The following is a 19,539-nucleotide window of genomic DNA, read 5'->3' on the forward strand; positions in this document are numbered from 1 at the left end:
TTTTTTGGACGAAATGTACTGGCAGAATGGAACAAGAGAAACCGGGTGAGCGCAGTCACACCCCGTCGGCCTTATCGGCCGGTTCCATCCCTTCCGCATTATTTGGAGTAATCATGGCAAGCAGCGCAAGCAACGCCACCACCACCGCCAGTCCGCAGTTGCCCCGGGTTGTCGATGAGAGCGTGGCCAAGAAAGTCGCCCTCGCGGCCCTCGTCGGAACGGCGCTGGAGTGGTACGACTTCTTCCTGTTCACGACGGCCGCAGCGCTGGTGTTCAACGCGCAGTACTTCGTGTCCCAGGACCCCTTCGTCTCGGCCATGAGCTCCTTTGCCACCCTGGCCGTGGGCTTCGTGGCCCGCCCGATCGGCGGCTTCATCTTCGGGGCCCTGGGGGACAAGGTGGGGCGCAAGAAGATCCTGATGGTCACCATCGTGGGCATCGGCCTCGTGACCGGGCTCATCGGCCTGCTCCCGAACTACATGACGATCGGCGTCGCGGCCCCCATCCTGCTGGTTGCCCTGCGCATCCTGCAGGGCCTCGCCGTCGGCGGCGAGTGGAGCGGCGCGGTGATCATCGCAGTCGAAAACGCCCCGGTTGCCAAGCGCGCCCGCTACGCTGCCCTCCCGCAGCTCGGCTCGCCTATCGGCACCATCCTGTCCTCCGGCGGCTTCTTCGGAATGCTCTAACTGGTGGGCCAAGCCAACTTCGATGCCTGGGGCTGGCGCATCCCGTTCATCGCGGCGATCCCGCTGCTGGCCATCTCGATGTGGATCCGCAGCAAGCTCAGCGAGTCCCCGGAATTCGAAGCCCTCATGGAGTCTGGCGAGACCGAGCACGCCCCCATCCGCGGCGTCCTGACGAAGAGCTGGCGCCAGATCCTGGTGGGCATGTGCTCGGCGCTGCTGGGCATCGGCGGCTTCTACCTCATCACCAGCTTCGTAGTCTTCTACGGCACTAAGGTGCTCAAGATGCCCTACGAAACCTTGCTTCTCGGCTCGCTCCTCGCTGCCGTCTTCGAAATCTTCGCCCTGATCTGGGCTGGCCGCATGGGCGAGAAATACGGTGCCAGCAAGGTCATCCTCTGGGGCGGCATCGCATCCGCCGTCATCGCCGTGCCGGTCTTCCTGGCCATCGACACCGCCAACCCCGCCCTGGTCATCATCGCCATGATCATCGGCGTGTGCACCCTGTCCATCCCTTACGCGGTGTCCGGAACGGCCCTGACCGCACTCTTCGCCACAAAGGTCCGGTACACCGGCGTCGCCATCACCTCCAACAGCGCGGGCGTCATCTCCGGCTTCGTGCCGCTGATCGCCACCGCCCTCGTGGCCGCCAATGGCAACTCATTCTGGCCCGGCGCCATCATCTTGCTGGTGGTGTCCGTATTGACCGCGCTGTCCGGCATTTTCCTCCCCGCACTGAGTATCGAAGAAAAGGGAATGAAGCATTGAGTGCAACAACCACCGCCGGGCACCTGATTGTTGCCCAGCTGGAACGAGCCGGTATCCAGCGCGTCTACGGTGTTCCCGGGGAGAGCTTCCTGGATGTGCTGGACGGCTTGCACGGATCCTCCATTGAAACCGTGGTGACCCGCCACGAAGGCGGCGCCGGGTTCATGGCCCTAGCCGAAGGCCGGCTCACGGAGCTTCCGGGCGTGGCCATGGTGACCCGTGGTCCCGGTGCAGCCAACGCCTTCATCGCCATCCACACCGCGCACCAGGACGCCACCCCGATGATCCTGTTCGTGGGCCTCATCCCGGTCGCGGACCGCGGCCGGGAGTCGTTCCAGGAATTCGACATCAACGCCTGGTTCGGCAGCACCGCCAAGAAAGTCGTGACGCTCGACGACGCCGCCTCCGCCGCCCGCGTGGTGGACGACGCCATCTTCACAGCACTCAGCGGCCGGCCGGGACCCGTGGTGATCGGCCTGCCCGAAGACGTGCTGGTCCACGCGATCGAATCGGCCACGGTGGAGCCCCGGACCGTCGCCCGGACTGAACCTGCAGCAGCCGATCTCGCCGGCCTCGAGACGCGCCTGGCCGCGGCCAAGAAGCCCCTGATCGTGGTGGGCGGCGAAGGCTGGAACCAGGCATCCTCCGACGCGCTGGCCGGCTGGGCCGCCCGCCACGGCATCCCGGTGCTCGCGGATTTCCGCGCCTATGACGCCGTCCCGCACGGCAGCGACTCCTACGCCGGCTACCTCGGCTACGCCCGTAGCGACGCCAACGCCCGCCGCCTCGACGAGGCCGACCTGCTGGTCTTCGTCGGCTGCGTCCGCGCCGACGTGCTCTCCGACGGCTACAAGCGCGGACTGGATGCCGTCACCGTCGTCGTCCACCCCGGCGCCGATCTGCTGGGCCACTTCGGCCGGCTGGACCAGCACATTCCGGCCCACGTCGCGTCCTTCGCCACCGCACTCGCCGCCACGGATTCCGCGGCGGATCCCGAGGCCGGCTGGCTGGCCGGGGCCCGTGCCGACTACGAAAAATTCTCCTCGGCGCAGCCGGATGGAGGCACGGGGGTGGACCTCGCCGTCGTCATGGAAATCCTCAAGCAGGAAATGGACGACGACGCCGTCATCACCTACGGGGCGGGGAACCACTCGCTGTGGCCGGCCCGCTACCTGAAGCACAACACCGCGAACTCACTCGCCGCACCCCGCAACGGGGCCATGGGCATGGGGATCCCGGCGGCGGTGGCTGCCTCCCTGGCCTACCCCGGCCGCCAGGTGATCTCCGTGGCCGGTGACGGCTGCTTCATGATGAACGGCCAGGAAATGGCCACGGCCATGGGCCACGGCGGGAAGTTCATCGCCCTCGTGGTGGACAACGGCATCTTCGCCACGATCCGTGAGCACCAGGAAGGCCACTACCCGGGCCGGCCCTCGGGCACACACATGACCAACCCGGACTTCGCCGCACTGGCCCGGTCCTACGGCGGCTACGGCGAACGGGTCGAGAAGGCAGAGGACTTCGGCGCCGCTTTCCGCCGTGCCGTCGACTCCGGGCTGCCGGCAGTCCTGCACCTCCCACAGGACCCCACCACCCGCTCGCCCAAGACCGCCAGCAACTGACCGGAGCCTGTCATGATCACCCTGCACAACATCATCAACGGTGAGATCGTCCCCGGCAGTGCCGCCGACGGTTCGGACGCGGCCACCCTGCCGTTCTTCGACCCCGCCACCGGAGTCCAGCTCGGCACCGCCCCGGACAGCGACGCCGCCACCGTAGACCGCGCCTTCCAGGCCGCCCACACCGCCTTCCAGAGCTACAAGCGGACCACCCCGGCCGAACGCCAGGCCATGATGCTCAAACTCGCCGACCTCATCGAGGCCAACGTCGACAGGCTCTTGGACGCCGAGGTAGCCTGCACCGGCAAGCCGCGCCAGATCACCCGCGAGATCGAGATCCTCCGCGGCGCCGACCAGCTGCGCTTCTTCGCCGGCGCCTGCCGCGTGGTGTCCGGGACCGCCCAGACCGAATACGTCCGCGGCTTTTCCTCCAGCGTCCGGCGCGAACCCCTCGGCGTGGTCGCCCAGATCACCCCGTGGAACTACCCGTTCATGATGGCCATCTGGAAGATCGGACCGGCGCTCGCCGCCGGCAACACGCTGGTCCTGAAACCGGCCGACACCACGCCCTGGTCCACCCTGGTGCTTGGCGAACTGGCGCAGGAGGCCTACCCCGCCGGCGTCGTCAACGTCATCTGCGGCGGCCGGGGGACCGGTGCCGCCATGGTGGATCACGAGATCCCGGAAATGGTGTCCATCACCGGCTCCACCCGGGCCGGGGCTCAGGTGATGTCCGCGGCGTCGAAGACCCTCAAGGACGTCCACCTGGAACTCGGCGGCAAGGCACCGGCGATCGTTTTCGCCGACACCGACATTGACCTGGCGGCCAGGGAGATCGCGCTCGGTGCGTTCTTCAACGCCGGGCAGGACTGCACCGCAGTGACCCGTGTGCTCGTCGAGGACTCCATCCACCAGGAGTTCGGCGCCGCGCTCGCCGCGGCAGCCGCAGCGCTGCAGGTGGGCGGCGACGCCGCGGACCTGGGCCCGCTGAACAGCGCCGCCCAGCTTGACCGGGTAGAAGGCTTCATGTCCCGGTTGCCCGCGAACGCCAGGGTCCTGGCCGGAGGCAAGCGGACGGGCGCCGGCTTCCACTTCGAACCCACCGTCATCGACGGGGTGTTCCAGGCCGACGAGGTGGTCTGCGAGGAAATCTTTGGACCCGTCGTCACCATCCAGCCCTTCCGGGACGAGGCCGAAGCCTTGGAGCTGGCCAACGGGACCAAGTACGCGCTGGCCTCCAGCGTCTGGTCCAACAACCACGGAGTGGTCACCCGGGTCTCCAATGAGCTGGACTTCGGCGCCGTCTGGATCAACTGCCATCAGGTGATCCCGGCCGAGGCACCGCACGGCGGTTTCAAGCACTCCGGGACAGGCAAGGACCTCTCCGTCTTTGGCCTGGAGGACTACACCCGCATCAAGTCAGTCACCACCTCCCACCGCTAAAGAACCGCGTAGGTAACCCTTGAAACTCGATCTGCTGCTGCGCAACGCGGACATCATCACCATGGATGAGCGCCGCCCGCATGCCACCTCGCTGGGAGTCTGGCAGGGCCGGATTGTGGGCCTCGACGACGACTTGGCAGGCCTGGACGCAGCCGAAGTCCTGGACCTCGGCGGCGCCACCGTGACCCCCGGCTTCATCGACGCCCACTGCCACACCACCTGGTTCGGGCTCGGCCTGGGCGAACTGGACGTCTCCGCCGCGCGCGGCCTGACGCAGCTCTACGCCCTGCTGGAGGCCGGCATGGCGGCAGACAGCGCGCGGCCTGAGGCAGGGCCAGAGCCGGAGCCCGGGACCGGGCCGGAACCGGACTGGCTGCTGGCCACCGGCTTCAGCCAGCAGCAGCACGGCGGCGAGTTCCCGGACATCACCGTCCTGGACCGGATTACGGGAAACCGGCCGCTGTTCATGCGGCACAACTCCGGGCACATGGCCGTAGTCAACACGGCTGCGCTCCGGCTGGCCGGCGCCGAACCGGCGTCGTTTCCGGACCCCGACGGCGGCGTCATTGTCCGCGACGCCGACGGCCGCCCCACCGGGCTGGTCCAGGAAACCGCGCAGCAGCTGATCCAGCAGCTGATCCTGCCGTACTCGTCCGAGGCGATCGAAGCCGCACTGGACCGGGCCACCAGCTACTACGCCGCGGAGGGCATCACGAGCTTCACCGAGGCCGGGATCGGCGGCGGCTGGATCGGCCACAGCCCTGTGGAGCTGGCCGCCTACCAGCGGGCGGCCTCCGCGGGCAGGCTCCACGCCCGGGCGCAGCTGATGCCCGTTCTGGATGTCCTCCACCCGCTCGGCGGGCAGCACCCGCCGGGCACCACGCCGGCCGGACTGGATCTGGGCATCGCCAGCGGCTTCGGCGGCGACTTCCTGTCCCTGGGCCCGGCGAAGGTTTTCCTGGACGGGTCACTGCTCGGCGAAACGGCCGCGGTCAGCCATGACTACTGCAGCCACGGCGGGACGGACAACACCGGCAACACCGGCTACTTCCAGGCCGAACCGGACGCGCTCCGGGCAAAGATCGAGGCCGCCTACGCGGCCGGCTGGTCGATCGCGGCGCACGCCATCGGCGACCGCGCCGTTGACCTCGCGATCGACATCATCACCGGCTGCGCCGCCAAATACGGCCCCCGGACCGTGCCCAACAGGATCGAACACGCCTCGATGACCCGGCCGGAACAGCTGCAACGGCTGGCCGCCGCGGACATCGCCGTCACCCCGCAGGCGAGCTTCTTCGCCGACGGCGGGGACGGCATGACGCTGTCCCTCGGCCCGGAACGGCTCGGTTGGGCCTATCGGGCGGCGTCGTTCCTGTCCGCCGGTGTGACACTCGCCGGCAGCTCCGACCGCCCCGTGGCCGACGGAAACGTGCTCCGCGGCATGCAGGCGTTCGTGGACCGGCGCACCGCCTCCGGGGCCGTGTTCGGGAACCCGGACGAGCGGCTGGGCCCGCTCCAGGCCCTGGCGGCCTACACCACCGGAGCCGCCGCAGCCACGGGCACGTCTGGCATCAAAGGCTCACTGACCACCGGGAAGCTGGCCGACTTCACCGTCCTGTCCGGGTCCCCGCTCACCGCGGGCAGCATCGCCGACCTCGAGGTGCTGGCAACCGCCGTCGGGGGGAGCTTTACGTTCCGGACCCCCGGCCTCACGTCCCCGGTTGCGGTCGATTCGGCCGCAACCGGTCCATTCTTCAGCACAGCCACCAATCGTTCATAGGGGAAAACCGTGACCACTCAGACCTCTTTCAGCACCCGCGACGCCGCGTTCGTGCGGGACTTCCACATCATGAGCGAATTCGGCGCTACCGAGAACGGCGGTGTGGAACGCCAGGCCGCCAGCGTGCCGGACGGCCAGCAGCGGCAATGGCTTACGGGCCTGCTGGAGGCCAAGGGCTTCACCGTACGGTTCGACCGGGTCGGCAACCAGTGGGGCCTCTATGAGGCCGTGCCGGGTGCCCCCTTCGTGGTGGTGGGATCCCACATGGATTCCCAGCCGACGGCGGGTCGCTACGACGGCGCGTACGGCGTGCTCGCCGCAACCCACGCGGCCTTCCGGCTCGTGGAGCAGTGGGCCGCGGCCGGAGCAGCCGGGCAGCCCCGGTTCAACATCGCGGTGGTCAACTGGTTCAACGAGGAGGGCTCCCGCTTCAAGCCGTCCATGATGGGCTCCTCCGTCTACACCGGAAAGCTCGAACTCGAGACCGCGCTGGCCACCACGGACGCGGCCGGAGTCTCGGTCCGCGAGGCCCTGGACGCGATCGGCTGCCGCGGCAGCTATGAGGGCCCCGAAGCCGCGTACTGTGCCGAGATACACATTGAGCAGGGCCGGAGCATGGAACGCGAAGGCATCACCATCGGGCTGGTGAACTCCAACTGGGCGGCCAACAAATACGAGTTCGTGGTCCACGGCGAGCAGGCCCACACCGGCTCCACCGTGATTGCCGACCGGAAGGATGCGCTGCTGGGCGCGTCCATGATGGTGGTCGCCGCCCGGGAACTCGCCGACACCTACCCCGGCGTGCTGCACACGTCCGTCGGGCAGCTGAATGTCTACCCCAACTCGCCCGTGGTGGTGCCGTCCCGGGTGAGCCTGCTGCTGGACCTGCGCAGCGCCGACGAAGCTGTCCTTGCCGAGGCGGACGCCCTGCTGGACAAGCGGATCGCCGGGATCGAGAAGCTGGCGAACGTCACGGTGGAGCGCAACCACTCCCACACGTGGCCCGTGACCCCCTACCAGCCAGAGGGCGTGGAACTCGCGGCCAAGGTGGCGGCGGACCTGGGCCTGGCGAACAAGCCGGTCATGACCTTGGCCGGGCACGATTCGACCAACATGAAGGACCTTGTCCCGACGGTGATGCTGTTCGTGCCCAGCGTGGACGGGATCTCCCACAACGAGCACGAATACACCACGGATGAGGACATCGTGGCTGGTCTGGCGATGCTCACCGAGGTAGTGAACCGGCTCTGCAACGGGGCGCTGGAAGACTGACCGCGGCCACCAAGGGCTGAAGTCCACAGGTCCTCCGCGGCCACCGCGGAACCCCCCAGGCGCCTGGCCAGTGCCGTCTCAGGCGCCTTCCGTCTTCTGGGAGATCCAGAGCATCGCCCCGTTGGGGTTCTCAGGCAGGTCAGCCGCGTCCGGGTTGGCCACGTGCAGGGTCCGCCCGAAGGCCTCTTCCGTCAGGCTGACCCGGTGGCCGGCGGCCGCGAGGCGGTCCCGCAGGCCGGCGAGGTCGCCGGTGTATTCAAACCCCAGACCGGTCCGGGCGGCCCCGCTGACGGGCCGGACCATCAGCACACCGCCGTTCTTCGCCGTGAAATCCGCGGTTTCGTCGTCGTCCGGGGCCGGCCGCAGCCGGGCGCCCATGTTCCGCAGGGTTTGCGCGGCGGCGGCCGCGTCGGGCGTGAACCAGACTTCGACGACGGCGAGGGCAGGATCGGCGTCCGCGCACTGCGCGCCGTGGGCGGCCTTGTCCGCGAAGAAGCCGAACCCGTCCTCGCCCGTGATCCGGCAGGTATCGCCGTGGCGGGCGCTGACCAGCTCGGCCGGGGTGGTCCCGTCCTCCGCGCCGGCCAGATTGGTGCGGCGCGCGAACTCCGCCAGATCCCCGACCTCGACGCCGAAGTCAGTCTTTCCATCCAGCACCATTCCGGCACCGGCACCGGCAGCGGCATCAGCCCCGGCGGCACCCGCCGCTACCCGGTGCAGCGCGAGGCGGCCCGAGCCGGCGTCGAACTCCTGCCAGTCGCCGTCGTCGACCGTGCGCACCATGCCGAGGGCGGACAGCAGGCCCTCCCACTGGTCCATGCGGGAGGTGTAGTGGATCGGGCGGACGCGCAGCATGGGATCTCCTTGCGAGGGACGGTTTTTGGCTCCTCCTGACATGGTGCCACCAAAGCACCCCTCCGGTCAGCACAGCAGGGCACAATGGGGCCATGGCTGCTGAACTTGAGGAACTGCTGGTGAAGGACGCCGCCGAGTGGCGCGCCTGGCTGGAGCAGCACCACGCGCAGAGTCCCGGCGTGTGGCTCGTGCTGCACAAAAAGGGCGGATCGGTGACGGAGCTGGACTACGAGGCCGCGCTGCAGGAGGCGCTGTGTTTCGGCTGGATCGACGGGCAGGGGCGGCGCCGGGACGAGGAAAGCTCATTCCAGCGGATGACCCGGCGGGGACCCAAGAGCGTGTGGTCGGCCCGGAACGTGGAGCGAATTGACCGCCTGGAGGCGGCGGGGCGGATGGCCCCCGCCGGGCAGGCGGCCGTCGCCGCCGCCAAGGCGGACGGGCGCTGGGAGGCCGCCTATTCGGGCGCGGCGACGGCGGAGGTCCCGGATGACCTCGCCGCCGCCATCGCGGCGGACCCGCGGGCGCAGGCGATGTTCGAGGTCCTGACGTCCGTGAACCGGTATGCCCTGATCTACCGCACCAACTCGGTCAAGCAGGCCTCCACCCGGGAGAGGAAGATCGCCGGGTTCGTGGAGATGCTGGCCAGGTTCGACACGCCGTACCCGCAGACCAGGCGGCCCCCGGAACCGTAGCGCTCGCCCGCGGCGCATCCCAGAGAATTCCCAGCGGCCTTGCTGGCTGCAGGGAGTTGCCTCTGGCAGGATTGGGCGAATGCTCCTTGCCCAGCGTGCCCCGCGACCCCCTGCCCGCCTGCCGCTGCCGTCCCAACAACGGCTCTTCTTCGTGGCAGCGGGCCTGTTAATTGCGGGTGAGACGATCTTCTGGACCGTGCTCGCCGCCGTGCAGTCGAACAGCGGCGTGGCTGACCTGGACGCGCCCGTGCACGACGGAATCGTGGCGTCCCGGACCCCCTTGGCCACCGCCATCCTGGCGGCCGTGACCACGGTGACGTCGCCGCTGTGGATGACGGTGATCGGCTGCGCCGTGGCACTGGCCTGGGCGGTCTTCAAGCGTGAAGTCTGGCGTCCAGCCCTGCTGGTCGGCGCTATGGCGGCCACCTTCGCGGTGTCCACGCTGGTGAAGCACGACGTCGGCCGGAGCCGGCCCGCCGCCAGCGGCTTCATGCTGGGACCCGACGACGCCCTGTCCTTTCCCTCCGGCCATACCTTCGGGGCCGGCGTCTTCCTGTGCGTCCTCAGTTACCTGCTGCTGGCGGCCCGCGGCACGCGGACGGGCAAACGGACGACGTCGGTGCTCGGCTTCGCGGCAGCGGCTGCCGGGACACTGGTGGTTGCCTTCAGCCGCCTGTACCTGGGGTATCACTGGCTGACGGACGTGCTCGCCTCCATGGGCCTGGCGCTCGCCGTTACCGGGATCGTTATCCTGGCCGACGGGCTGCGCGCCGCCGCGGCCCCGTCCGGGCATAGCCCAGTGGACGCGGGACTGTCAGAGTCCGACGCCCATCGCCTGGGCGATCACCACCGCCGAGGCTGAGGACCACGCCTGCGGGTGGCACGACGCCGGATACGGTACCGCGACGCTCGAGTCCTCGGCCCGCACCCCGGCGAACACCTCCGGCAACCGGTGCCCGAAGGAGGCCGCCGCCGCGATCAGGCCGTCGGCGAGGGTGCGTGCCTCTGCGACGAAACCGTCGGCTAGGAGGCCGCGGATCGCGATGGCGGTGTCGTGGCTCCAGACCGAGCCGCAGTGGTAGCTGAAGGGCCAAAACCCTGCGGCCCGCCGCGAAATCGTGTGCACGCCGTAGCCGGAGAACAGCTCGGGGCTCACCAGCCGGTCTGCGACGATCCGGGCTTCGGCCGCGTCCAGGATGCCCGTGCCCAGCAGATGTCCCATGTTTGAGCCCGGGATGTCCAACGGGACCCCGTGCCCGTCCAGGGCCATGGCCGGGAACGGCCCGCCGTCGTCCTCAACCCAGAAGCGCTCCCGGAACCTGATCCGGAGGGCCACGGCGAAGTCGCGCAGCGCCTGAGCGCCCGGTTCCCCGAACGCGTCGAACAGTTCCGCCGTCTCCATGGCTGCCTGGTACGCGTAGCCCTGCACCTCGGACAGGGCGATAGGCCCCTCGGCCTGCCGGCCGTCGCGGAACTGCATGGCGTCCCGGGAATCCTTCCAGCCCTGGTTGCTCAGGCCGTGGCCCGTGGAGTCACGGTAGCTGAGGAACCCGCCGTTGCCGGCTGCGCCGTCCGCTCCGGTGGAGCCGGCGGCGAGCAGCCACTCCGCGGCGCGAGCCGCGTTCGGCAGCAGCGACCGCACGGCGTCCTCGTCCCGGCCGGTGCGCCAGAGTTCACCGAGCAGGCAAAGCCATAACGGGGTGGAATCCACCGCCCCGAAGTACACCGGCGGCAGGCGCAGGTTCTGGCTCTCCAGCACCAGTTCCTTGGACCGCAGTTCGTGCAGGATCTTGCCGGGTTCCTCGGCGGCCGCCGCGTCCGTCCGGGTGCCCTGGAAAGCAGCCAGCGCGCGCAGAGTGCCCGCCGCCAGCCCGTTGTCCGTGCCGGTGTCCAGAGGCAGCAACAGCCGCGCAGCCCACAGCGAATCCCGTCCGAACAGCGTGAAGTACCAGGGCGCCCCGGCGGCGATGAACGGGGCGTCCGGCAGCTGGCGGGTGGCCAGGCGGAGCCCGGCCACGTCATCGAGGGAGTTATCCAGGAGCAGGCCCAGGGCCCCGGCCGGTCCGGTCCGCGGCGACCTGGCCGCGGGCGGGCGGGCAGCCACCACGGCGTCATCATGGTCGGTGAGGACGGCCTGCCATTCGGCCTCGAACGGCCGGCCCCGGCCCAGGGTTCCGCGCCAGGCGAGGTGGCCTTCCGGGGTGACGGCGCCCGGGGCCGCGACCGCCAGGGTCTTGCCACCCTCCTGCCAGCGCAGCGTGGACTCATCGGCAGAGACCGGCGCGGACGGGTCACGGAAGCGGCTGAGGCGGATCTGGGCCATGTCGGTGAAGTCGGCCGCGAGGGCTACGTCGATTTCGACGTCGAGGGAATCCAGCGAGGTGCGCAGCTGCAGGGTGTGCCGCACCACGCCCGGCGTCACCGTCCAGGTCTGGAGGAGCTCGACGGCGGGATCCTCCGTGGGTCCCGGGATGCCCCGGACCAGGCCCCGGACGCGCAGGACGCCGCCGGGCTCCGTCTCGACGGTGGCCGGTTCGGGTTCCAGGCCGTTGACGCGCACCAGCGCCCGGCAGAGCATCCGGGTGTCGCCGTGGAGCAGCCCGGTGAAGCCGGCCGGATCAGCGGAGTCACCGGCTCCGGGCGGTTTGACCTCCCCGGCCAGGCGGCCTTCCGGATCGAGCCACAGCTGGGTGGGGGCGGCAACGGAGCAGTGTTGGCGGTGCAGGCCTGGCTGAACAGTCATCCGCCTACCCTATGCCGGGCACTGGGCGGTCTCAATGCGCCACAGCCCGCTGCCGACCGCCTAACAGGTCATGGCGTCGGCCGCCGGCCGCCGGAAGGTCCGCCGGCTGATATCGATCCGCTCTCCGAAGGATGCCTGCCGGGTGCCGGGTCCGGTTGACGGGGTCATGGTGCGGTCAGGGCTGATGCCACCGCTGTGCCCAGTTCTTCTGTGGTGGCGTTGCCGCCCATGTCGGGTGTGAGGGCTTGTTGCCCGCGGGCGAGCACGGTTTCCATAGCGGTGGTGATGGCGGCCGCAGCTTCGGGTTCTCCCAGGTGTTCGAGCATCATGGCGGCGCACCAGATTTGCCCGATGGGGTTGGCGATGCCCTTGCCGGCGATATCCGGGGCGGAGCCGTGGACGGGCTCGAAGAGGCTGGGGAACTTGCGTTCGGGATTGATGTTGCCGCTGGGGGCGATGCCGATGGTTCCGGTGCAGGCCGGTCCGAGGTCGGAGAGGATATCGCCGAAGAGGTTGCTGGCGACGACGACGTCGAACCAGTCAGGGTGCATGACAAAGTTAGCGGCCAGGATGTCGATGTGGTACTTGTCCACCTTGATCCCTGGGTACGCGGCGGACATGGCCTGCACCCGTTCGTCCCAGTAGGGCATGGTGATGGAGATGCCGTTGCTCTTCGTGGCGGAAGTGAGGTGCTTTTTGGGCCGGCTCTGGGACAGATCGAAGGCGTACTTCAGGATCCGGTCCACGCCGGTGCGGGTCATGACGGTTTCCTGGACCACCGTTTCGCGGTCGGTGCCTTCGAAGATCTTCCCGCCGATGCTGGAGTATTCGCCTTCGGTATTTTCGCGCACGACGTAGAAGTCGACATCGCCCGGAACCCTCCCGACCAAAGGGCTGGGCACGCCGGGCAGAAGCTTGACCGGGCGCAGGCTGACGTACTGGTCGAAGTGGCGGCGGAACTGCAGGAGGCTGCCCCACAGTGAAACGTGGTCGGGGACGACGTCAGGCCACCCGACAGCGCCGAAGAAGATGGAATCGAACTGGTTCAGTTCCTCGAACCATCCGTCGGGCAGCATTTTCCCGTGCCGGGTGTAGTAGTCAGCCGAGGCGTAGTCGAATTGTTCATAGGTGAGGTTCAGGTCGAACGCTGAGCCGGCGGCGTCCAAGACGCGCAGTCCTTCGGGCACGACTTCGGTGCCGATTCCGTCGCCTGGAATGACTGCGATGCGGTGGTGTTTCGACATCAGGATCCTTCTTTGTCGTTGTTAGGTATTCGGGGTTAGCGGTCCACCGGGTGTGCCGGTTCGCGGTTTTCGAGGACGTCAATGACGGCGTGCGCGGCTGCCAGCCCGGCCCGTGTCCGTGCCTCGATCGTTTGTCCGGCGAGGTGGGAGGTGATGAGCACGTTGTTCAGGCCCCGAAGGGGGCTGTCGCCGTTCAGGGGTTCGCTCTCGAGCACGTCCAGCGCGGCACCGGCGATGGTGCCGTCGTAAAGTGCCTTGGCCAGGGCCTCTTCATCCACGAGTGAGCCGCGGGCCGTGTTGATGAGGACGGCGGTGGGTTTCATCGCCTGCAACCGGGGCGCGTCGATGAGTTTGCCTGTGCTCTGGCCTCCGCGGGTGTGCAGGGAGAGGTAGTCGGCGTCGCGGATGACGGCGTCGAGATCGGTGAACTGGACCGCGGTGTTATCGCGGTCGGGGTGGGCGGTGCTGACCAGGACGGTCATGCCGAGGGCGACAGCAAGGTTCGCGGTCGCGCGMCCGCCGGGGCCGTAGCCGATGATGCCCAGGGTGGAACCGTGCAGTTCGTGGCCGGCTTCCCGTGGCCAGTGGCCTTGACGTACGGCGGCGGTGACCTCCACGAGGCGGCGTGCGGCCATGATGATCAGCCCGATGGTCAGTTCGGCGACCGAGTGGTGGTTTGTTCCGGGGGCGTTGCAGACCCTGATCCCTCGCGCCGCGGCGGCTTCGACGTCGATTGAGTCATACCCCACGCCGCTGCGCGCGATGACTTGCAGAGCGCCAGCGCCGGTGAGCATGTCGGCCGTGACCGTTTCGCTGGCGAGGATCGCGCCGGACATGCCATCGAACAACGAGCAGCGTTCCTCAAGGGTCCGCGGCCCCCGGGCTGGCGAGTAGACCGGTTCCAGACCGCGTTCCCGGAGGAGCTGGTCAACGGTGTCTCCGGGGTGGAGGTAGTCGGTGGTGATCAGGATGCGTGGAGCCATGGTGCCGGTGGGTCCTCTCTTTGCTCGATCGGATGCGCGGCCGTCGGTGGCGGTGGCTTCCGGTCTACGCGGGCCAGGGCCGCCGCGGCTTGTGCGGCGGCCCTGGGGATCTTTGGTGTTAGTGGACCTCGATCTTTTCTGCTTCCACTTCGGTCGGTGTGTTTGACTCGATCTCGTTCTTTTTCTGGCCTGAGGCGTGCAGGGCTTTGCGGGCTTGTTCCGGGTCGAAGTCCTTTTCCCATTTGCCGACGACCACTGCTGCCATCGCGTTGCCGAGGACGTTGATGAAGACGCGCCCTTCGTTCAGGAGCCGGTCGATGCCGACGATGAGTGCGAGGGCGGCCAGCGGGATGCCGCCCACGGAGCTCAAGGTGCTGGCCAGGACGATGAATGCGCCGCCGGCGATGCCCGCAGTGCCTTTGCTGGTGAGCATCATGACGCCGACCATGACGAGCTGCTGTTCCCAGGACAGGTCCATGCCGACAGCCTGGGCCAGGAACACGGAGGCCATGGTCAGGTAGACGGCGGATCCGTCGAGGTTGAAGGAGAACCCGGACGGGATCACGATGCCCACAGTCGACTTGCCGACGCCCATATTTTCGAGCTTCTTGATCAGCTGCGGGAGGACTGCTTCGCTGGAGCAGGTACTCAGGGCGATCAGCAGTTCGGCCTTGAGGTAGCGCATCACCGTGAAGATGTTCAGTCCGCAGGCACGGGCGATAGCGCCCAGGACCACGACGACGTACACGATGCAGGTTCCGGTGAACAGCAGGACGAGGTAGCCCAGCTGCTGGAGGCTGGCTGTGCCGTAGTTGGCCACGACGGCCGCGAGTGCGCCGAACGTGCCGATGGGGGCAAGGCGCATGACCCAGCTGACGATTTTGAAGATAACAACGGACAGGGCCTGGATGCCCTTGGTGAGGAACGCGCCGGATTCTCCGGAGACGTTCAGGGCGGCACCGAACACGATGGAGACCATCAGCGCGGCGATGATGGTGTGGCCGGTCAGGGCCCCGAACAGTGATTCCGGGATGATGTTGCTGACGAATTCGAGACCATCGAAGCCTTTGTTGGCGGCCGCCGGCACTTTGCTTGCGTCCAGTTTGGACGGATCGATGTTCATGCCCGTGCCGGGGTGGAAGACGTTGGCGACCATCAGGCCGATAAGCATCGACACTAGTGACAGGGCGATGAAGTAGCCCAGGGCCTTGACGCCGATGCGGCCGGCTTTGCGCAGGCTGTCCATCGAGGCGATGCCCAAGGACACCACGCAGAACACCACAGGTATGACGATCATCTTCACCAAGGCGATGAACCAGTCACTGAGCGGGGTGAGCTGTTTGCCGACGGACGGCAGGAGCAGGCCGACGGCGATGCCCAGGACGGCGCCCAGGACGACTTGGAACCAGAGCTCGCGCAGCAGCCGGCCGAACCGGGATCGCTGCTTGGGCGGTTGGGCTGAGTGTTGCGGGTTCTGTATGGTGTGGGACGACATCGTGGGTGCTCCTTTGCACGTCAGACTGAGAAAATTGGGGAGGTGCGGTCCCGGGCAGTGGTGCTGCCCGGGACCGGGGCACTGCCGGATGGTTTAGTTGTGCAGTGCGCTCAGGACCTTGTAGAACTCAGCCTTGCCTTCGAGCCCGATGCCCGGCAGATCGCCCGGGGCCACGCGGCTGTTGACGATGACAGCATCGTCAGTGAAGCCGCCGGTGGGCTGGAACTCGCCCGGGTAGGATTCGTTGCCGCCGAGCTTGAGGGCTGCGGCAATATGCAGGGAGAACTGGTGTCCGCCGTGAGGGATGCAGCGGCGTGAGGACCAGCCGTGCTGGGCGAGCATGTCCTGGATCCGGCGGTATTCGGTCAGGCCGTAGCTCAGGGCCGGGTCGACCTGGATGAAGTCGCGGTCCGGGCGCATGCCGCCGTAGCGGACCAGGTTCCGTGCGTCCTGGAGGGAGAACAGGTTCTCTCCGGTGGCGATCGGGTTCTTGTAGTGCTCAGAGAGGGTGGCGTTCAGGGCGTAGTCCAGCGGGTCGCCGACTTCCTCGTACCAGAACAGCCCGTACTGGTCGATGGCTTTGCCGTATTCCAGCGCGGTCTCGAGGTCGAACTTGCCGTTGACGTCCACCATGAGGCGGGAAGCGTCGCCGTCGAGGACCTCGATCACGGCTTCGATGCGGCGAAGGTCTTCGGAGAGGTCGGTGCCGCCGATCTTCATCTTGACCACGTTGTAGCCCTTGGCGAGGAAGCCGCGCATTTCGTTCTGCAGGTCCTCGAGGCTCTTGCCGGGTGCGTAGTAGCCGCCGGCTGCGTAGACGAAGACGTCCTTGTCCGGGTTTCCGTCGCCGTAGTGGTCTGAGATCCACCGGTAGAGCGGGACGCCAGCGATCTTCGCGGCGAGGTCGTGCAGGGCCATATCGGCGACGCCGACGGCGACTGAGCGTTCGCCGTGTCCGCCGGGCTTTTCGTTGGACATCATCAGGTCCCACGCCTTTTCCGGCGAGAGCTGGCCGTCCTCATCGAGAAGGTCTTCGGACGGGGCATCCATGATGCGCGGAAGAATGCGGTCTTTCAGGATGCCTGTCGCGTTGTAGCGGCCGTTGGAGTTGAAGCCATAGCCAACCAGGGGCTTGCCGTCGACGAAGACATCGGAGACGAGGGCGATGATCGTGCAGTCCATCTTGGTGAAGTCAATGAAGGCGTTCCGGATCGAGGAACTGATGGGAATGGTGCCGACGTGGGCGGAAACGATTTTCATCTTTGAATCTCTCCTGAGTGGGAATCTTATTTCTTATAAGACCTGCATCGAGACTGACCCCAAGCGATGAAGGACATCAGCCCCTCGAGCGAATATCTTATAAGACCTTGGATCAAAGGCTAGCCCAGGGGTGACGGGGGGCACAAGCCTTCCCGTGGAATTTCTTATAAGATGTTTTCAAGGAACTACACTGTGAGCAGCGGGGGCCACACCTCGGTAAGAGATTCGGAGCGGCAGATGAGCACCACGAACGTCTTTTCCAGTAAGGGCAGTCTCGCGTACAACGAACTCCGCCAGCTGATCCTCTCCGGTGGCCTTGCCCCCGGCTCGCGCATCTCCCAGTACGAGCTGGCCGACAACATGCAAATGAGCATCACCCCCCTGCGGGAAGCGATCCGCCGGCTCTCAAGTGAGGGCCTGATCATCATGGACACCCACCGGGATTCCAGGGTGGCAACCATGAGCGCCTCCGAGGCACGGGAACTCCTTGAAGTCCGTCTCTCACTCGAACCATCGGCAACAGAACTGGCAGCCTCCCGCCGGACTGACGCCGATATAGCAGCAATGCGCGCAGCCGCCGGGAAGCTCCTGCCTGTCACGCGGGTCTGGGGCGAGGAAGCGATCACAGTTCACCGGGAATTCCACCGGGCCGTCTACGCCGCCTCGCACAACGACGTCATGATCAAGCTCCTTGATGACCTGTGGGACAAATCCGACCGCTACCGCCGCGTCGGTCTCGAACTCCCCTCCGGGGATGAGCCCCGCACGATCGACCTGAACCAGCACCACCAGATCCTTGAGCTCGTCATTGCCGGGGATGGCGCCGGTGCGGCCGAACTCGCCCGCACCCACATCGCCAACAGCCTGACAGCCTCAGTAACCGGAGCCCTGGAGGAACGCGAGAACGTCCAATCGACGCCCCTGGAGAAAACCGCCTAGTATCCGCCGGCTTCCCTCCGGTCGTCAGGAGCCGTCCGCGGGCGGGTCATATGGGAATCAGAGAGCCCCTGCATAACGGCTTTCTATGGTTGCCCGCCAGACGACAGGCTCGATCTGATTTCTTCCGCGTGAGCAGCAATAATCCGGCGCCGTTCGCGAGTGAACCCTTTGACTTGCATGTCCAGGATTACCCGGCAGGACAATTCATCCAGCTCCAACAGTTCCATCAGACGACGGATCGCTTCGTCTAGGTCCTCTGAATCCTCGACCACGTGGAAGACATCCTCCCGCCGACCCATCGCCGTCACGAGGGCGTCCACGACTCTCAGAGTGTCCTCAGCACGCCTCCGCTGCTCCGCATTCATGGTGCGATTCTTCCATGCACGACTATTGCCGGAGGAGGGGACCGCCGAGGGCGGCGCCGAGCACATGATGTGCATGGGAGACGCCGTCATCTACTTCGCAATCACCGCAGGTGAAGCGATCCCGTTCCGAGGCCACGTCAGATCGTGGACCAGGTCGGCTACCTAGTGGACGATTCTCATCTCGTGCGAGGTCTGATTGAGTCGCCGTCCGCCGTCGGGAACGACCGTCACAATGTCCTCGATCCGTACGCCGAACCTGCCCGGCAGGTAGATTCCGGGTTCGATCGAGAAGCACATGCCGGGCTGGAGGATCTGGGTTTCGCCCTCCACCATGTACGGCGGCTCGTGAGTCGTCAGCCCGATTCCGTGCCCGACGCGGTGAATGAAGTAGTCGCCGTAGCCGGCTTCAGTGATCACCGCCCGGGCCACGCGATCAATTTCCTGGCACTCGACGCCTGGCCGCACGGCCTCGAACCCGGCCTGCTGCGCGAGTCTGACGACGTCGTGAACCTCGCGCTCCTCAGCGGTGGGCTCGCCGACGTGCACGGTCCGCGTCGTGTCTGATCCGTAGCCGTGTTTGAGGCCGCCGAAGTCGAGCACCACCATGTCTCCGTCCTCGATGATCCGCGGGCCGATCTCGTGGTGAGGGTTGGCTCCATTCGGACCCGAACCGACGACGGTGAAGTCCACCTGCGAATGACCGAACTGGCGAAGCAGGTCGGCGAGATCAGAACCGACGTCGGTCTCGCTGCGCCCAGCGAACCGCACGGTGACGATCTCCTCGTACGCCTGGTCTGCAGCCGCGCCGGCCGCCGCCAGCCGCTCGATCTCGTCGTCATCCTTGATCGCCCGAAGCATCGGCAGGGCGGTCGTCATCGAGACGTAGGACGACTTGGGCAGTCGATCCTGCAGGCCGAGGAGGTGCATGGCCCAGGCCGAGTCAGAGACGGCATAACGTCCGGTGCCGGCCATCAGCGTGGCAGATTCCGTGTAGGGGTCGCTCCCGTCAGTCCAGTCGGTGATCCGCAGATTCGAGGCGCCGGCGGCCGCTTCCGCGTCGGGCCTCTCGAGCCTCGGAACGATCATGGCGGGCTCCGCGTCGACGGGGATCACGAGCATGGTGATGCGTTCAGTGATGGCCACGGGTGCATACCCGGTGAGGTACAGCAGGTCCGGTCCGGGAGTGACCAGGATGCCGTCGAGCCCGGCATCCTGGGCGGCGTGGGCTGCTCGCCGCAACCGCTCGGCGAAGTCATCGGCGGTGAACGGAGCCGGCTCGGAAAGGCCGCGATGATCACTCATGGTTCGCATTCTCGTGCGCGGGGCATCACCGGTCAACCCATCGCCCGGACAGCCGCTGCAGTCACTCTGGAATCACCCGTCGCGGGTGAGCCTTCG

15 protein-coding genes and 1 pseudogene are annotated in these 19,539 nt (G+C 67.2%); 8 read left to right on the top strand and 8 right to left on the bottom strand.

Going from position 1 to position 19,539, the window contains the following annotated elements; translation table 11 throughout:
• Positions 1-113 precede the first annotated feature (113 nt).
• From AC1D0A_RS13855 to AC1D0A_RS13875, 5 genes and pseudogenes are all read left to right on the top strand, one after another.
• Positions 114-1,451: pseudogene (locus AC1D0A_RS13855) on the top strand (MFS transporter).
• Positions 1,448-3,073 carry a thiamine pyrophosphate-dependent enzyme gene (locus AC1D0A_RS13860; protein WP_476943161.1) on the top strand — a complete coding sequence of 542 codons (1,626 nt, stop codon included), beginning with the start codon at positions 1,448-1,450 and terminating at the stop codon, positions 3,071-3,073. The pseudogene AC1D0A_RS13855 and the gene AC1D0A_RS13860 overlap by 4 nt, the downstream one beginning before the upstream one ends.
• Positions 3,074-3,085: 12 nt before the next feature.
• Positions 3,086-4,513, top strand: coding sequence for a gamma-aminobutyraldehyde dehydrogenase (locus AC1D0A_RS13865; RefSeq protein ID WP_476943160.1), 1,428 nt, complete (start codon positions 3,086-3,088; stop codon positions 4,511-4,513).
• 19 nt (positions 4,514-4,532) lie between these two features.
• On the top strand, positions 4,533-6,293 hold the full coding sequence (locus AC1D0A_RS13870) for an amidohydrolase (RefSeq protein ID WP_476943159.1): 1,761 nt from the start codon (positions 4,533-4,535) through the stop codon (positions 6,291-6,293).
• Between the two features lie 9 nt (positions 6,294-6,302).
• Positions 6,303-7,565 (top strand): M20 family metallo-hydrolase, encoded by a 1,263-nt coding sequence (locus AC1D0A_RS13875; protein WP_476946050.1) that lies wholly within the window; start codon positions 6,303-6,305, stop codon positions 7,563-7,565.
• A gap of 78 nt (positions 7,566-7,643) precedes the next feature.
• On the opposite strand, the gene AC1D0A_RS13880 is transcribed toward AC1D0A_RS13875, so the two are convergent.
• Positions 7,644-8,420 (bottom strand): VOC family protein, encoded by a 777-nt coding sequence (locus tag AC1D0A_RS13880; RefSeq protein WP_476946051.1) that lies wholly within the window; start codon positions 8,418-8,420, stop codon positions 7,644-7,646.
• A gap of 92 nt (positions 8,421-8,512) precedes the next feature.
• On the opposite strand from AC1D0A_RS13880, the gene AC1D0A_RS13885 reads away from it, so the two are divergent.
• Complete coding sequence (locus AC1D0A_RS13885; RefSeq protein ID WP_028278064.1) at positions 8,513-9,112, top strand: YdeI/OmpD-associated family protein; 600 nt, start codon at positions 8,513-8,515, stop codon at positions 9,110-9,112.
• A gap of 79 nt (positions 9,113-9,191) precedes the next feature.
• The gene (locus AC1D0A_RS13890; protein WP_476943156.1) at positions 9,192-9,974 is read left to right on the top strand and encodes a phosphatase PAP2 family protein; all 783 of its coding nucleotides are present in this window, start codon (positions 9,192-9,194) and stop codon (positions 9,972-9,974) included.
• On the opposite strand, the gene AC1D0A_RS13895 is transcribed toward AC1D0A_RS13890, so the two are convergent.
• From AC1D0A_RS13895 to AC1D0A_RS13915, 5 genes are all read right to left on the bottom strand, one after another.
• Positions 9,927-11,855, bottom strand: a complete 1,929-nt coding sequence (locus AC1D0A_RS13895; protein WP_476943155.1) for a glycogen debranching N-terminal domain-containing protein — start codon at positions 11,853-11,855, stop codon at positions 9,927-9,929. The two genes, AC1D0A_RS13890 and AC1D0A_RS13895, sit on opposite strands and share 48 nt — an antisense overlap.
• Before the next feature lie 164 nt (positions 11,856-12,019).
• On the bottom strand, positions 12,020-13,099 hold the full coding sequence (locus AC1D0A_RS13900) for a tartrate dehydrogenase (RefSeq protein WP_243181509.1): 1,080 nt from the start codon (positions 13,097-13,099) through the stop codon (positions 12,020-12,022).
• A gap of 35 nt (positions 13,100-13,134) precedes the next feature.
• Positions 13,135-14,082, bottom strand: a complete 948-nt coding sequence (locus tag AC1D0A_RS13905; protein ID WP_243181510.1) for a phosphoglycerate dehydrogenase — start codon at positions 14,080-14,082, stop codon at positions 13,135-13,137.
• 118 nt (positions 14,083-14,200) lie between these two features.
• Positions 14,201-15,577: a cation:dicarboxylate symporter family transporter gene (locus AC1D0A_RS13910; RefSeq protein WP_476946052.1), complete on the bottom strand. Its 1,377-nt coding sequence runs from the start codon at positions 15,575-15,577 to the stop codon at positions 14,201-14,203.
• Positions 15,578-15,670: 93 nt separating this feature from the next.
• On the bottom strand, positions 15,671-16,837 hold the full coding sequence (locus tag AC1D0A_RS13915; RefSeq protein WP_476946053.1) for a mandelate racemase/muconate lactonizing enzyme family protein: 1,167 nt from the start codon (positions 16,835-16,837) through the stop codon (positions 15,671-15,673).
• A 237-nt stretch (positions 16,838-17,074) separates the two neighbouring features.
• Here AC1D0A_RS13915 and AC1D0A_RS13920 point away from each other — a divergent pair, with 237 nt between their 5' ends.
• The gene (locus tag AC1D0A_RS13920; protein ID WP_476946054.1) at positions 17,075-17,776 is read left to right on the top strand and encodes a GntR family transcriptional regulator; all 702 of its coding nucleotides are present in this window, start codon (positions 17,075-17,077) and stop codon (positions 17,774-17,776) included.
• Between the two features lie 83 nt (positions 17,777-17,859).
• Here the strand turns inward: AC1D0A_RS13920 and AC1D0A_RS13925 are convergent, their stop codons facing one another.
• Entirely contained in the window at positions 17,860-18,096 is a 237-nt protein-coding gene (locus tag AC1D0A_RS13925; protein ID WP_476946055.1) for a DNA gyrase subunit A, read from the bottom strand.
• Between the two features lie 207 nt (positions 18,097-18,303).
• Entirely contained in the window at positions 18,304-19,443 is a 1,140-nt protein-coding gene (locus AC1D0A_RS13930) for an aminopeptidase P family protein (protein WP_243181515.1), read from the bottom strand.
• Between the last annotated feature and the right edge of the window lie 96 nt (positions 19,444-19,539).

It is taken from the genome of Arthrobacter sp. P1_D4 (assembly GCF_056406115.1).